General features: G+C 75.4%; 16 protein-coding genes. 12 read left to right on the forward strand and 4 right to left on the reverse strand.

Annotated elements, in window-relative coordinates:
• The first annotated feature begins 214 nt into the window (after nt 1–214).
• Complete coding sequence (locus AB0B41_RS27635) at nt 215–619, forward strand: VOC family protein (RefSeq protein ID WP_358208358.1); 405 nt, start codon at nt 215–217, stop codon at nt 617–619.
• 12 nt (nt 620–631) lie between these two features.
• Here AB0B41_RS27635 and AB0B41_RS27640 read toward each other — a convergent pair whose 3' ends face one another.
• Nucleotides 632–1,537 carry a cation diffusion facilitator family transporter gene (locus AB0B41_RS27640; protein ID WP_358208360.1) on the reverse strand — a complete coding sequence of 302 codons (906 nt, stop codon included), beginning with the start codon at nt 1,535–1,537 and terminating at the stop codon, nt 632–634.
• A gap of 62 nt (nt 1,538–1,599) precedes the next feature.
• Here AB0B41_RS27640 and AB0B41_RS27645 point away from each other — a divergent pair, with 62 nt between their 5' ends.
• Both AB0B41_RS27645 and AB0B41_RS27650 read left to right on the forward strand, forming a co-directional pair.
• On the forward strand, nt 1,600–2,166 hold the full coding sequence (locus AB0B41_RS27645) for a TetR/AcrR family transcriptional regulator (protein WP_358208362.1): 567 nt from the start codon (nt 1,600–1,602) through the stop codon (nt 2,164–2,166).
• Between the two features lie 113 nt (nt 2,167–2,279).
• Nucleotides 2,280–2,738 carry a nuclear transport factor 2 family protein gene (locus AB0B41_RS27650; RefSeq protein WP_358208364.1) on the forward strand — a complete coding sequence of 153 codons (459 nt, stop codon included), beginning with the start codon at nt 2,280–2,282 and terminating at the stop codon, nt 2,736–2,738.
• Between the two features lie 6 nt (nt 2,739–2,744).
• On the opposite strand, the gene AB0B41_RS27655 is transcribed toward AB0B41_RS27650, so the two are convergent.
• Nucleotides 2,745–3,233, reverse strand: a complete 489-nt coding sequence (locus AB0B41_RS27655) for a MarR family winged helix-turn-helix transcriptional regulator (RefSeq protein ID WP_358208366.1) — start codon at nt 3,231–3,233, stop codon at nt 2,745–2,747.
• 95 nt (nt 3,234–3,328) lie between these two features.
• Here AB0B41_RS27655 and AB0B41_RS27660 point away from each other — a divergent pair, with 95 nt between their 5' ends.
• From AB0B41_RS27660 to AB0B41_RS27670, 3 genes are read left to right on the forward strand one after another with little or no spacing between them, the layout of a single operon-like run.
• Nucleotides 3,329–3,973 (forward strand): NAD(P)H-dependent oxidoreductase, encoded by a 645-nt coding sequence (locus AB0B41_RS27660; RefSeq protein WP_358208368.1) that lies wholly within the window; start codon nt 3,329–3,331, stop codon nt 3,971–3,973.
• 31 nt (nt 3,974–4,004) lie between these two features.
• Complete coding sequence (locus AB0B41_RS27665; protein ID WP_358208370.1) at nt 4,005–4,784, forward strand: ATP-binding cassette domain-containing protein; 780 nt, start codon at nt 4,005–4,007, stop codon at nt 4,782–4,784.
• Nucleotides 4,781–5,428 (forward strand): hypothetical protein, encoded by a 648-nt coding sequence (locus AB0B41_RS27670; protein ID WP_358208372.1) that lies wholly within the window; start codon nt 4,781–4,783, stop codon nt 5,426–5,428. The genes AB0B41_RS27665 and AB0B41_RS27670 overlap by 4 nt, the downstream gene beginning before the upstream one ends.
• Before the next feature lie 3 nt (nt 5,429–5,431).
• Here AB0B41_RS27670 and AB0B41_RS27675 read toward each other — a convergent pair whose 3' ends face one another.
• Complete coding sequence (locus AB0B41_RS27675) at nt 5,432–6,907, reverse strand: AMP-binding protein (RefSeq protein ID WP_358208374.1); 1,476 nt, start codon at nt 6,905–6,907, stop codon at nt 5,432–5,434.
• A 203-nt stretch (nt 6,908–7,110) separates the two neighbouring features.
• Here AB0B41_RS27675 and AB0B41_RS27680 point away from each other — a divergent pair, with 203 nt between their 5' ends.
• The 6 genes from AB0B41_RS27680 (at nt 7,111) to AB0B41_RS27705 (ending at nt 12,999) form a co-directional block, all read left to right on the forward strand.
• Nucleotides 7,111–8,310: a prolyl oligopeptidase family serine peptidase gene (locus AB0B41_RS27680; protein WP_358208376.1), complete on the forward strand. Its 1,200-nt coding sequence runs from the start codon at nt 7,111–7,113 to the stop codon at nt 8,308–8,310.
• An 88-nt stretch (nt 8,311–8,398) separates the two neighbouring features.
• Nucleotides 8,399–9,247, forward strand: a complete 849-nt coding sequence (locus tag AB0B41_RS27685; RefSeq protein ID WP_358208378.1) for a PrsW family glutamic-type intramembrane protease — start codon at nt 8,399–8,401, stop codon at nt 9,245–9,247.
• Nucleotides 9,248–9,308: 61 nt separating this feature from the next.
• The gene (locus AB0B41_RS27690; RefSeq protein WP_358208380.1) at nt 9,309–10,088 is read left to right on the forward strand and encodes an IclR family transcriptional regulator; all 780 of its coding nucleotides are present in this window, start codon (nt 9,309–9,311) and stop codon (nt 10,086–10,088) included.
• A 154-nt stretch (nt 10,089–10,242) separates the two neighbouring features.
• A complete protein-coding gene (locus tag AB0B41_RS27695; RefSeq protein WP_358208441.1) occupies nt 10,243–11,184 on the forward strand; it encodes a PDR/VanB family oxidoreductase in 942 nt (313 codons plus the stop codon).
• A gap of 80 nt (nt 11,185–11,264) precedes the next feature.
• Nucleotides 11,265–12,482, forward strand: coding sequence for a cytochrome P450 (locus AB0B41_RS27700; protein ID WP_358208381.1), 1,218 nt, complete (start codon nt 11,265–11,267; stop codon nt 12,480–12,482).
• A 31-nt stretch (nt 12,483–12,513) separates the two neighbouring features.
• Nucleotides 12,514–12,999 carry a nuclear transport factor 2 family protein gene (locus tag AB0B41_RS27705; RefSeq protein WP_358208383.1) on the forward strand — a complete coding sequence of 162 codons (486 nt, stop codon included), beginning with the start codon at nt 12,514–12,516 and terminating at the stop codon, nt 12,997–12,999.
• A gap of 4 nt (nt 13,000–13,003) precedes the next feature.
• Here the strand turns inward: AB0B41_RS27705 and AB0B41_RS27710 are convergent, their stop codons facing one another.
• Nucleotides 13,004–13,735 carry a helix-turn-helix domain-containing protein gene (locus tag AB0B41_RS27710; protein WP_358208385.1) on the reverse strand — a complete coding sequence of 244 codons (732 nt, stop codon included), beginning with the start codon at nt 13,733–13,735 and terminating at the stop codon, nt 13,004–13,006.
• Nucleotides 13,736–13,768 lie beyond the last annotated feature (33 nt).

Genomic DNA, 13,768 nt, shown 5'->3' on the forward strand with positions numbered 1-13,768 from the left:
GTGCGGGCCCGGCACACGCCGGGCCCGCACCGTCAGCCGCGCACCGCCTGCGCCACCTCGATGCGGGCGACGCCGACGTCGGAGCATGATCGACGATCACCCGATCGGCCGAACGTGGGGACGATGAGTTCCGCGTGCGGCCCCGGTCTCCCCTGCGACGCCCCGACAGAGCACGCACTCCGGACCGACCGGACCGCAACGAGGAGGCACCCCGATGGCCACCACGCAGATCTTCGTCAACCTACCGATCACGGACCTGGCGGCGACCCGCGCGTTCTGGACCGCCCTGGGCTACACGTTCAACGCCGACTTCTCCGGCGACGACTCGCTCGCGCTCGAGATCGGACCGGGTATCTCCGCGATGCTGCTGTCCCACTCGCACTTCGGCGGCTTCACGGTCAAGCCCATCGCCGACGGCAGCGCCACCGAGGCGATCCTGGCCCTCGGCGTCGACAGCCGGGACGAGGTCGACCGGCTCGCCGACGCGGCGCTCGCGAACGGCGGCACGAAGGCGCAGGACCCGCAGGACCACGGCTTCATGTACGGTCGCTCGTTCCTCGACCCGGACGGCCACCACTGGGAGGTCGTGTGGATGGACCCCGCCGCAGGCCAGGGCTGATCCACCCCGCGGTCAGCTGACCCAGCCCCGGTCGGCGGTGAACCCCACCGACATCGCGGGCGGCGGCTCGAGGTCGCGCAACCGCCGGTCCAGCTCGGCCCGCACGTCGTCGAGGTCCTCGACCGTGCGGGCCGTCGAGCCGGCGTCGACGAGGAAGTCGACCTCCAGGTCGAGCCGGCCGCCGACCTTGCCGGCCCGGACGAACGACTCGGCGAAGCCATAGGCCTCCTCGACCGCGCGCACCTCCGCCCGGATGCGGTCGAGGACCTCCGCGGGCGGCGCCATCGTGAGGATCTCGCGCCCGCTGCGCAGGATCAGCCGCACCGGGACGGGCAGGAACGCGGCCGACGCGAGCACGACCATGACCGGGTCGACGTAGGCGGCCGCCGCGGCCCGCCCGGTCGCCTCCAGGGCCCAGGCGACGCCGAACCCGACGATCACCCCGACGCTGAGCAGCGTGTCCCCCGCCCACTCCGCCGCCTCCGCACGCGCGAGGTCGGAGCCGCGCGTGGACATCCGCCGCAACAGGACCGTCACCACCACGCCGCCGAGCGTCGACACCACGCCGTAGATCAGCGCGGCGCGCACGGCGATCCCGGTCGGCCCGTCGAGCAGCTCGAGCACCGCGCCGACCAGGGCGTACACGCACAGCCCGGCCATCGCCGCCGCCTTGAGGACGACCGCGAGCGGCTCCCAGGCCTCCCGGCCCCAGGGGTACCGGTCGTCCGGGCCGCGGCGCGCCGTGCGCAGGGCCACGACCGCGAGCAGGGTGAGCCCGACGCTCGCGAAGGAGTAGAGGCCGTCGAACACGATCAGCCGGGAGCCGGTGAGCGCGCCCCACACCAGCGCGAGCACCGCGAACCCGGCCGAGGCCCACAGCGAGATCGCCAGGACCCGGTCGTCCCGCGAGGAGGTCACGGGCGGACGGTAGCGTGGAGAACGACCGTTTCCCGAGGACCACCGCCCTACCGAGGACCGCCATGCCGCCCTTCGACACCGAGGCCGCCCGGACCCGGCTGCTCGACGCCGCGGAGGAGCTCTTCTACGCGCGCGGCATCCAGGCGGTCGGCATGGACGACATCCGGACCGGCGCGGGCCTGCCGCTCAAGCGCGTCTACGCGCTGTACCCGGCCAAGGAGAGCCTCGTCGAGGCCTACCTCGAGCGCCGCGACGTGCGGTGGCGGGGCCGGCTCGCCGCCGCGGTCGACGAGGTCGACGACCCGGACGGGCGGATCCTCGCCGTGTTCGACTGGCTCGGCGCCTGGTTCCGCGAGCCCGGCTTCCGCGGCTGCGCGTGGATCAACGGGTTCGGCGAGCTCGGCGCGGTGTCGGCGGCCATGGCCCGCCAGGCCCGCGCGCACAAGCACGCGTTCGCCGACTACCTCGACGGCCTGGTCGCCGCGGCCCGCCTGCCCGCCGACGTCGGCCCGCAGCTGCTGCTGCTCGCCGAGGGCGCGATGGTCACGGCCGGCATCTTCGGCACGGACGCCCCGGCCGCCCAGGCCCGCGCCGCTGCCGCGGCGCTGCTCCGGGCCGCCCGGGCCTGACCACATGTCCGTCCGGTTACCGGCGGACAACGTCGTGTGACCGGCGTTGATCGGAGAACGCCGGTTCTCTACGGTCCAGGAGAACGCACGTTCTCAATCCGTCAGGAGACGCCGTGGCCGACCGACCGCCCCTTCCCCCGTTCACCCTCGAGACCGCACTGAAGAAGGTCCAGGCCGCCGAGGACGCCTGGAACACCTGCGACCCCGAGAAGGTGTCGCTCGCCTACAGCGAGGACTCGGTGTGGCGCAACCGCGACCGCTTCGTCCGCGGCCGCGCGGAGATCGTCGCCTTCCTCACCGAGAAGTGGGAGCGCGAGCTCGACTACGCGCTCCGCAAGTCGCTGTGGACCTTCGCCGGCAACCGCATCGCCGTCCGCTTCCAGTACGAGTGCCACGACGCCGCCGGCACCTGGTACCGCAGCTACGGCAACGAGAACTGGGAGTTCGACGAGCACGGACTGATGGTCCGACGCGAGGCCAGCATCAACGACCTCGTGATCGACGAGTCCGAGCGCCGGATCTTCGGGTCGCGCGGCGAGGCCGACCGCGACCTGGAGATCCCGTTGCAGTAGTGGCGGTCAGCAGCCGTCCGTCGCGGTGATCTCCTCGGCGACCTGGCAGGCGGAGGCGCCGTCGTGTCCGGTCCCGGTGGCGAGCCGGCGCAGGAGCTCCCGGAGCGTGTCCCGCTCGGCCGGCTCGAGCGGGGCGAGGAGCCGCTCCTCGGCCTCGCGGAGCCGGCGGTCGAGATCGCAGAGCCGCTCGCGGCCGGCCGCGGTGAGGACGATCCGGCGGGCCCGGCGGTCCGCCGGGTCCGGGCGGCGCTCGACGAGACCGGCACCCTCCAGCTCGTCGAGCAGGTAGGTCATCACGGTCCGGTCGACGCCCAGCATGCGGGCGATGGCGAGCTGGGTGCTGACCTCGCCGTCGTTCGCGGCGGCCAGCACCTGGTAGCCGCGCGGACCGCCGGGCAGCCCGGAGACCACCTCCTGCGCCGTGTGCAGGTGCGCGCGGGTGACCCGGCCCAGCGCCCAGCCGAGGTCGGCGTCGACGCGCTGCGGGGTGGTCACGCCGTCGAGACTACCGGCCACGAGGAGGCTCTGTTGACAAGATAGTCTGTGAATCAGAACATCTAGTCGACAGCGTTTCTCTCCCGGAGGTTCTCGTGTCCCTGTTCCGCCTCGACAGCAGCATCCGCACCGAGGGGTCGGTGAGCCGAGAGGTCGCCGACACCCTCGAGCGGGCCTACCTCGACCAGCACCCGGGCGGCGCGGTCGTGCGCCGCGACCTGGTCGCCGACCCGATCCCCGTCGACGCGTGGCCGACCGCCGCGCTGGCCGGCTTCACCCCCGAGGACCAGCGGACGGACGCCCAGCGGGAGGCCCTCGGGCTGGCCGCCCGGCTGGCCGACGAGGTGCTCCGCGCCGATGCCGTCGTCCTCGCCACGCCGCTCTACAACTTCGGCGTGTCCCAGCACCTCAAGGGCTGGATCGACCTGCTCATCGCCGACCCGCGCTTCGCGCCCGGCACCGCGCCGCTGGCCGGCCGGCCCGTCGCGCTGGTCGTCGCGCGCGGCGGCGGCTACGGCGCCGGCACGCCCCGCGAGGGCTGGGACCACGCCACGGGCTGGATCGTCCGGATCCTCGCCGACGTCTGGGGCGCCGACGTCACGCTCATCGAGGCCGAGCTGACCCTGGCCGACGTGCAGCCCGCGATGGCCGAGCTCCGGCCCCTCGCCGCGCAGGTCCGGGCGCAGGCGCACGAGCGGGCCGAGACCGTCGGCAAGGACTTCGGCCGGACCGCCGCCTGACGCTCCCGGCCCTCGTGGAAACCTGACACCCGTGCTGCGGGTGGAGGGGGTCCACAAGCGATACCGGCACGGCCTCCCGGTGTTGGCCGGGGTCGATCTCGCCCTCGCGCCCGGCGCGCTCGTGGTGCTCGCCGGCGGAAACGGGTCCGGCAAGTCGACGCTGCTGCGCATCGTGGCCGGCTGCGCCGTGCCCACCGCCGGACGGGTGACCGGGCGGCCGGCGGTCGTCGGGTACCTGCCGGACCGCTTCCCGGCCCAGCTGCGCCTGCCCGCCGACGCCTACCTGCGCCACCTCGCGCGGATCCGGGGCGTGCGGCCCGAGCCCGGCCTGCTCGACCGCCTCGGGTTCGCCGGGCCGCGCCGCGAACCGATGGCCCGGCTGTCGAAGGGCAACGCGCAGAAGGTCGGGCTCGCGCAGGCGCTCGGCGCCGGGGCGGGCCTGGTCGTACTCGACGAGCCGTGGGCCGGCCTCGACGCGGCGGCGGCGGACACCCTCGCCGACCTGCTCGCCGAGGCCGCGGCCGGGGCGACGGTGCTGGTCACCGACCACACCGGGCGGGCCGCGCGCCTCCGTGGTGCCCGGCACCTGCGGCTGACCGAGGGACGGGTCGAGGAGGCCCCGCCTCCCCCGCCGGCCGTCGCGATCGTGCTGCGCTGCCCGGACGCGCAACAGGTCCGGCGCCGACTCGGGATGGCGGGCCGGCTCGAAGGCGAGCGGCTGCACCTGCGCGCCGCGCCCGCCGAGTCCGATCCGGTGCTGTTCACGGCGTTGCAGCTGGGGTGCTCGGTCGAGTCGGTGAGGCCCGCGTGACCGCCGTCGCCGTGGCCCGCTACCTGCTGGCCGACGCCGTGCGGTCGCAGCGCGCGGTGCTCCCCGTCGTGCTCCAGGTGGCGGTGCTCGCCGTGCTGTTCGGCGGCGACCCCGGCCGGCTGCCGGAGCCGTGGGGCGCCTCGGTGCTCACGCTCTACCCGGTCGCGGCCTGGCTCGCGCTCACGGTCGCGCACACCGAGGACCCGGTGCAGCGGGGCGTCACCGTCGCCGCGGCGGGAGGGTTCGGGCCGGTCGCAGCCGGGACGCTGCTGGTCGCCCTGGCCGGGGACATCGGGCTCGCCGTGCTCAGCGTGGCGTGGCCGCTGGTGGCGACGCCGTACTCCGCCCCGCCCGCGGTCGTCGTCACGGGGCTGCTGGCGCACCTCGCGGCCGGGGCGACGGGCACGGCCGTCGGTCTGCTGTGCGCGCGGCCGTGGATCCGCCGGATCGGCCGGTCGCTGCTGGTCGGGGCGGTCGTGGTGATCGCGACCGCGGTGCAGCCGTGGCTGCCGCCGGTCGGCAGCGCCGTGCACGCCCTGGAGCGCGGGGCGGGACCGGGCGCGTTCGTGCTCCCGGTCGTGCTCGCCCTGGGGCTGGCCGTGCTGGTCGCCTGGGCAGGCGTCGTGCGCGCCCGGCGCGAGTGAGGGCTACACGCTGCCGCTCAGCGCCGCGGCCCCGATCGCCGGCCGGTTCGGCTTGCCCTGCTCGGTGAGCGGGACGCGGTCGACGGGCAGCACGCGCAGCGACGCCGCCACCTCCGGCCCGTGCTCAGCGGCCACCGCGTCGCGGCACTCCTCCGCGTCGACGCTCCCGCCCGGCCACGCCTCCACCGCGGCGATGCGCACGCCCTGCTCCAGGTCCGCCACCAGCACCGCGTACCGCACGGACGGCAGCCGGCACAGCGTGTCCTGCAGGTCCACCGTGGTGACCGCACCCAGCGCCCCGATGTCGGACTCGCGACCGAGGACGCGCAGCATGCCCTCGGCGTCGAGCTCGCCGAGGTCGCCGGTGCGGTACCAGCCGTCGACGAAGTGCTCGGCCTCCTCCACCGGGCGGTGCCGGTAGCCCTGGGCCATGGCCGGCGACCGCACCTCGATCGCCCCGGCCCGCGGGTCGAGGGCGCCGTCCGCGCCGCGGAACCGGACGTCGACGCCCGCGAAGATCCGCCCGGCGCAGCGGAAGCGGGAGGGCCGGTCGTGCTCGGCGGGCAGCAGCGCGCTGACGATCCCGATCTCGCTGGCCCCGTAGGTGTGCATGATCACCGGGCCCAGCCGGTCGTGGGCGCGGACCCGGAGCACGGGTGCGGCCATCGCCCCGATGTGGGTCAGCGCGCGCAGCGAGCTCAGGTCGTGCTCGGCGACCTCGGGGCGGTCCATCAGGTCGAACAGCTGCGGCTCGACCAGGAACAGGTGCGTGATCCGCTCCTTCTCGATCGTCTCGAGGGTGGTGAGCGGCTCGTAGTGGTCCTGCAGCACCACGCTGCCGCCGGCGAGGAGGGTCTGGTCGACGAGGATCTGGGTGAGATAGGCGAGCTTGCCGTTCGCCAGCTGGCGGCGTTCCGGCGCGGGCGCGACCGTGGCCATGGCGCTGTAGTGCGTGAAGTCGCGCCGGCTGCCCTTCGGCACGCCGGTCGTCCCGCCGGAGGAGATCACCACGGCCAGGTCCTCGGGCCGGGCTCGGCAGGGCAGCGGGCCGGCGTCCTCGGCGGCCGCCCGTTCGTCGAGCCGCAGGTCGACGCCGGGGACCGGGCCGACCGCGGCCACCGGGGCGGTGACGCCCGCGGGCAGCAGCTCCGCCGTCTCCGGGAACACGACCACGAGCCGCGGGTCGAACTGGGCGATCATCCGGGCGCGACGGTCGGGGTCGGGCGGCACCGACAGGTACACCGCGCCGGCCCCGATCAGGTGCGCGGCGTAGCGCACGGCCAGCGCCTCCGGCCGGTTCGGGGCGAGCAGCGCGACGAGGTCGCCACGGCCGACGCCGAGCCCGTCGAGCGCCCGGGCGGTCCGTCGGACGGCGGCGAGCAGGCTCGCGGCGGTCGTGTCGACCCCGTCGCAGCGCAGCACGGGCCGCTCCCCCGCCGCCTCCAGCGTGGTGACCAGGTCCTCGATGTAGACGCTCACGGCTTCCTCCCCGGTTCGGTGCCGTGCCGGACGGTCGCGCACGCCGCTCCAACTCCGCTCCAGCCGTTGCTCGACGGCGGTTGGAGCGCGGTTACAGGTGCGCGGGCGAGCGCGGGGGCGCTCGGTCGGACGGCGCAGCACGTAGCGCCGCGCGGTGCGGCACCGAGCAGGACACCGGACCACGATCAGTCGAGGAGCCCCCCGTGCACGCCTTCTACAAGGACGCCGACTTCCAGTTCGCCGTCGAGAACCTGCTCGGTGACGCCTTCCACCGGGCCACCGACGTCGGTGAGGTGCTGGCGACGGTCGACCGCATCCCGAACGGCGACGCCGCGGCCTGGGTCGCGCAGTGGACCGCCACCGCCGACCGGGTCGTCGAGCAGGCCCGCTCGGCGGAGGACGCCGGGCACGCCCGCTCCGCCGCCGCGCGGTACCTGCGGGCCGCGACCTACTACGCCGAGGCCGCCACCATGGCGGACGATCCCGGCTTCGCCCAGTTGTGGGAGCGCCACCGCGACGCCTGGGACCGGTTCGTCGACCTCACGAACGCCATCGGGGACATCGCCGTCGAGCGCCTCGCGATCCCCTACGAGGACACCACCCTCCCCGGGTACGTGTTCCGCTCCGGCCCCGCCGACGGGCCCCGCCGCACCCTCGTCTTCACCAACGGCAGCGACGGCTCCGTCGTCGGCGTGTGGACGCGCGCCGCGGCCGCCGCCCTCGAGCGCGGGTGGACCGTGGTCACCTACGACGGCCCGGGGCAGAACGCCGCGCTGGTCCGGCAGGGCATCCCGTTCCGCCCCGACTGGGAGCACGTCCTGACCCCGGTGGTCGACCACCTCGTCGCCCGGCCGGACGTCGATCCCGCCCGGATCGCGGTGGCGGGCGTGAGCCAGGGCGGCTACTGGGTCCCGCGCGCCGTCGCGTACGAGCACCGCATCGCCGCGGCCGTGGCCGACCCGGGCGTCGTCGACGTCTCCGCCGCCATGCTCGGCCAGCTGGGGCACTCGATGGTGAAGCTCCTCGACGCCGGCGAGCGGGAGAAGTTCGACCGGGACTTGGCCTGGGCGCTGAAGCTGTCCGCCCGAACCCGCCGGGTGCTGCAGTGGCGGATGCGCCCCTACGGCGTCACCTCGCCCTTCGACTTCGTCACCGCGGCCCGCGCCTACACGCTCACCGACGCCGAGCTGGCCGCGATCACCTGCCCGATGCTGGTCACCGACCCCGAGCACGAGCAGTTCTGGCCCGGCCAGTCCGCCCGCCTGGCCGAGGCGCTGACCGGCGACGTCACCCTGATGCCGTTCACCGCCGCCGAGGGCGCCGACGGGCACTGCGAGCCCCTCGCCGCCGGCCTGCGGGACGAGCGGGTCCTCGACTGGCTCGACGAGCACGTCCCCGCGTGACCGTCCCGCTCGGAGACGGAGGGGAGACGGCTGCGCAACCGTCTCCCAGCATCCCTTGGAAACGCCCCTGCGAGGAGTCGTGATCTCCGTGACCAGCGACGACACCGCCGGTCGTCCCGGGGGCGTGGCCCCCGCGCCCCCGTCCTTCGCCCGCCGGCACGCCTGGATCGGCGTGCTCGTCGTCGGCGTAGCGCTCTTCGTCGCGGTCGAGCGGACGATTGTCGCCACCGGCAACCCGAACTTCGTGCCCTCGTCGATCCTGCTGGGCGCGGCGATCGTGCCGGCGGCGTTCCTGACCTTCGTCTACGGCCGGCGGCTGCCCTACGACGTCCCGGCCCCGCTCGTCGCGACCGCGGCCTTCCTCGGCGGCGTGATCGGCACGGTCGTCGCGGGCACCCTGGAGTACGACGCCCAGCGCGACCTCGGCGTCCTGCCCATGGTCGCCGTCGGGCTGATCGAGGAGACCAGCAAGCTGCTGATCCCGATCGCCGTGCTGATCTTCTTCCGCCGCTACCGCACCGCGTCCGACGGGCTGCTCGTCGGCGTGGCCGCGGGCGCGGGCTTCGCCGCGCTGGAGACCATGGGCTACGCCTTCGTGACCCTCCTGCAGTCGAAGGGCAGCCTGATCGCGACCGTCGACGTGCTGCTCCTGCGCGGGATCATGAGCCCGGCCGGGCACATGGCCTGGACCGGCATCGCGGCCACCGCGCTGTTCGCCGCGGCGCAGTCCGGCTGGCGGGGCCGCGCGATCGGCCGGTTCGTCGCGGCGTTCGTGCTGGCCGTCGCGCTGCACACCCTGTGGGACAGCCAGTCCTCGCTGATCGGGACGGCGATCGTGGCGGCCGTGAGCCTCGCGGCCCTCGGCTGGACGGTGCACCGGGTCGCGCGCAGTGCCGGCGTACGGGGTCGGCACGGCCGCCGGGCCGCCGTCCGATGAGCGGGTGGACCGTCGCCCGCTCAGGCGCTCCCGACGCGGTGGGGGTGGCAGGCTGGGCGGCATGCCACGGGTGGCGACCGGGGAGTCCGTGCTCTCCCGCGCGGTGCGGATCTTCGAGGCGTTCGGGGCGGCGCAGCCGGACCTGACCGTCACGGAGATCGCGCGGCGGTCGGGGCTGCACGTCGCCACCGCGTCCCGGCTGGTCGCCGAGCTCGTCGAGCACGGGCTGCTCGCGCGGCGGCCCGACGGCCGGGTCCGGATCGGGGTGCGGCTGTGGGAGCTGGCCCAGCGGGCCTCCCCGACCCTGTCGCTGCGCGAGGCCGCGATGCCCTTCCTGGAGGACCTGCACGCGGTCGTCGGGCACCACGTGCAGGTCGGCGTCCTCGACGGGGAGGAGGTGCTGTTCCTCGAGCGGCTGTCCGCCCCCGGCGCGGTGATCAACTACACCCGGATCGCCGGCCGGCTGCCACTGCACGCGTCGTCGTCGGGGCTGGTGCTCACCGCGTTCGGGCCGCGGGAGCTGCAGGAACGCGTGCTCGCCGGGCCGCGGGAGCGCTACACCGCCGAGACCCTCACCGACGCGGGCCGGCTCCGGGCGGCGCTCGCCGCGATCCGGCGCGACGGGCACGTGATCACGCCCGGGCACATCCACCCCGACGCGACCGGGACCGCCGTGCCCGTGCGCGACGCCGGCGGGGAGGTCGTGGCCGCGCTGTCGGCGATCGTCCCGAACGACGGCCAGGCGTTCACCGTGGTCCCCGTGCTGAAGGCCGCGGCGCGGGGCATCGAGCGGGCACTGGCACCTGACCAGCGCGAACGGAGAACTTCTCTCAATCATTGAGAACGGCCTTCTGCGCGGCGGGACCGGATCCGCATCCTCTGTCCACCCGATCCCACCGCCGGAGGACCGCCCCGTGATCACCGCCGATCGCCCGCCCGTCGCCCCCGAACCCGCCGTTCCGAGCACCGACCCGGGCACCGTCACGGGCACCGCCGTGGCGGCGACGGTCCGGGTCGCCGCCAAGCGCGTCGAGGCCGACGGCGTGGTGTCACTGGAGCTCGTGGCCCCCGACGGCGCGCGCCTGCCGGACTGGACCCCGGGCGCCCACGTCGACCTGGTCCTGCCCAACGGGACGACGCGCCAGTACTCGCTGTGCGGGGACCGGTGGGACGCCCACCGCTACCGCGTCGGCGTGCTGCGCGAGCCCGCCGGCCGCGGCGGCTCGGCCTACGTGCACGACCACCTGGCCGTGGGCGACGCGGTCGGCCTCGGCGGCCCGCGCAACAACTTCCCGCTCGTGCCCGCGGAGCGGTACCTGTTCGTGGGCGGCGGCATCGGGATCACCCCGCTGCTGCCGATGATCCGCCAGGCCACCCTGCTCGGGGCGGACTGGGAGCTGCTCTACGGCGGCCGGACCCGGGCGTCGATGGCGTTCGTGCACGAGCTCGCGGGGATCGACCGCGACCGGGTGCGGGTGGTGCCGCAGGACGAGCACGGCCTGCTGGACCTCGCCGGTTTCCTCGGTGCCCCCGAGCCCGGCACGCGGGTCTACGCCTGTGGCCCGGCGCCGATGCTCGCCGCGCTGGCCGACGCGACCGCGGCGTGGCCGGCCCACACCATGCGCACCGAGCGGTTCGTGGCCCAGGAGCTCGGCACGCCCGCGCGGGACACGGCGTTCGAGGTCGAGCTCGCCCGCAGCGACCGGACGGTGACGGTCCCGCCCGGCCGGTCCGTGCTCGCCGCGATCGCGGACGCCGGCGTGGAGGTCCTCTCCTCCTGCCGGCAGGGCACGTGCGGGACCTGCGAGACCGGGGTGCTCGCCGGCGAGCCCGACCACCGCGACTCGATCCTCGACGACGACGAGCGCGCCGCCGGCGACTGCCTGTTCCCGTGCGTGTCCCGGGCCCGCAGCGACCGCCTGGTGCTCGACCTCTGAGACCCGCCGAGCCGCGCCGAGACCTCCGCCGAGACCGCGCCGACACCTCCGACCCGCCCACCCACCACCTGGAGCCCGCCGTGACGCTCACCGCCGAGCCCGTCCACGATCTGCCCGCCACCGACGTCGACCCGTTCGGGCCGGAGGTCCTGGAGGACCCGCTGCCCTTCCACGCCGCCCTGCGCGAGGCCGGCCCGGTCGTCCACCTGCGCCGCTACGACGTGTTCGCCTTCGCCCGCTACGCCGAGGTCCACGCCGCGCTGCGGGACTGGCAGGGGTTCCAGTCCGCCGCCGGAGTCGGGCTGTCGAACTTCCGGCACGAGAAGCCGTGGCGGCCGCCGAGCCTGCTGCTCGAGGCCGACCCGCCGCGGCACGACGCGCCCCGCCGGGTCCTGCAGAAGATCCTCGGCCCGCGGGCGCTGCGGAAGCTGCACGAGGCCTGGCTCGCCGACGCCGACCGGCTCGTCGACGAGGTCCTCGCCTCCCACGGGCCGGAGTTCGACGCCGTCCCGCACCTCACCGAGGCGTTCCCGCTGCGGGTGTTCCCCGACGCCGTCGGCATCCCGCAGGAGGGCCGCGAGCACCTGCTCCCCTACGGCGACCACGCGTTCAACGCCTTCGGCCCGGCCAACGCGCTGGTGGAGAAGGGGGCGCCGCGGGTCGCCGAGCTGTCGGCGTGGGTCGCCGCGCAATGCGCGCGGGAGGTCCTCGCCCCGGAGGGGTTCGGCGCGGCCATCTGGGCCGCGTCCGATCGCGGGGACATCACCCCTGAGCAGGCGCCGCTCGTCGTCCGCTCCCTGCTCACCGCCGGCGTGGACACCACCGTGCACGGCCTGTCCGCGGTGCTGTGCGCCTTCGCGACCCACCCCGAGCAGTGGCGCCGCCTGCGGGAGGAGCCCGGCCTCGCCCGCGTCGCCTTCGACGAGGCGGTGCGCTGGGAGTCCCCGGTGCAGACCTTCTTCCGCACCGCGACCCGGGACGTCGCGATCGGCGGCCACGTGATCCCCGACGGCCGCAAGATCCTCATGTTCCTGGGCGCCGCCAACCGCGACCCGGCCCGCTGGGGTCCCGACGCCGACGCGTTCGACCTGGCCCGGGACCCGTCCGGGCACGTGGGGTTCGGGATGGGCATCCACCAGTGCGTCGGGCAGCACGTGGCGCGGCTCGAGGCGGAGGCCCTGCTCACCGCCCTGGCCCGGCGGGTGGAGACGATCGAGCTCGCGGGCCCGCCGCGCCGCCACCACAACAACACGCTGCGCGCCTGGGAGGCTCTGCCCGTGCGGCTGCGCCCGGCCTGAGCGCCGCCGCCCCCGAGCAGAGGAGGAGCCCGTGCCCGGTGAGGCCGAGTGGACCGCGCTGATCACCCGCTACTACGACGGGTGCAGCGCGGGCGACGTCGACGCGATGCTCGCGACCCTGCACCCCGAGGTCGTGCACTGGTTCCTCGCCCCGAACACCGGCTCGACCGCGGTCGCGGGTGCGGAGCACCTCGCCCGGTACTGGCGCAAGGTCACCCGCATGCTGCAGGCGCGCTGGGTCGTCGACAGCGTCTGCGCCGCGCGCGATCAGGCGGTCATCGAGTGGACCATGTTCTGGCTGCCCGAGGGCGCGACCGGTCGCGTCGCCACCCGCGGGGCCGAGTGGTTCACCGCCGAGGACGGCCTGATCCGCGAGATCCGCTCCTACTACCAGCTGCGGCCGGAGACCACGGAGCTCGACGGCTTCCCCTACGCCGAGCGCGGCTACTCCGTGCCCGGTGCCGAGCGCAGCCGGGTCCACCCCGACGCCGAGGATCACGGCCCGGCCGGGCGGTAGGTGGTCAGCGCCGGGCCGCGGGGAGCACGCCCACGGCGATGGCGAGGAGCATCTCCGCGGTGTCCGCGGCGTCCTCGTCGGGATGGGTGAAGCACCGCAGGAACAGCAGGAAGGTCAGCTGCTCGGCCAGGTCCGCGGGGTCCCGCTGGTGGCCGAGCTCGCCGCTGCGCTGCCCGGCGTCGAGCAGGACCGCGATCGGTTCGGGCACGGGCGTGCCGAGACGGGGGTCCTCCGGGTCGGGCGCAACCGGGGGGCGCTGCACCCGGGCGGTGTAGTCCTGGACCGCGCAGGCGAAGGCCGCGGTGAGCGCCTGGTGCCGGCGGGCGACCCGGCTGATCCGCCGCAGGTGGGCGGCGAGCGCCTCGGTGCGGGCCCCCGGCAGCGGCGGCCCCTCGCCCGTGGTCGTCTCCTCGGGCGCGGGCTCCTCCTCGGGCTCGGCGTCGAGACCCTCCTGCCACGCGACGGCGTACGCGGCTCCGATCAGCGCGTGCTTGCTGGAGAAATGGTTGTAGGTGGTGGCGGGGCTGACCCCGGCGACCCGGGCGACGTCCTCGATCCGCGTCTCCACCCAGCCCTGGTCGGCGAAGACGGCGCGGGCCGCGGTGAGCAGCGCGGTGCGGGTGCGGGCGCGGCGCGCCAGTGCCGTGCGGCGACGGGAGTCCCGCCGGGCCTGCGAGTCGCCGGCCCGGGCCCGGGCGTCCTCGTCCCGTCCCTCCGGACGCTCGCTCGTCGCCATCCGCGTGCCCTTCCGTTGCCCGCAGGAAGACGC

The sequence above is a fragment of the Pseudonocardia sp. NPDC049154 genome, from assembly GCF_040648315.1.
Taxonomy (GTDB): domain Bacteria; phylum Actinomycetota; class Actinomycetes; order Mycobacteriales; family Pseudonocardiaceae; genus Pseudonocardia.

Bases quoted from the DNA above. Each gene is read 5' to 3' on its own strand.
- AB0B41_RS27645 (WP_358208362.1), top strand. From the start codon at position 1,600: ATGCCGCCCTTCGACACCGAGGCCGCCCGGACCCGGCTGCTCGACGCC.
- AB0B41_RS27690 (WP_358208380.1), top strand. From the start codon at position 9,309: ATGCCACGGGTGGCGACCGGGGAGTCCGTGCTCTCCCGCGCGGTGCGG.
- AB0B41_RS27635 (WP_358208358.1), top strand. From the start codon at position 215: ATGGCCACCACGCAGATCTTCGTCAACCTACCGATCACGGACCTGGCG.
- AB0B41_RS27710 (WP_358208385.1), bottom strand. From the start codon at position 13,735: ATGGCGACGAGCGAGCGTCCGGAGGGACGGGACGAGGACGCCCGGGCC.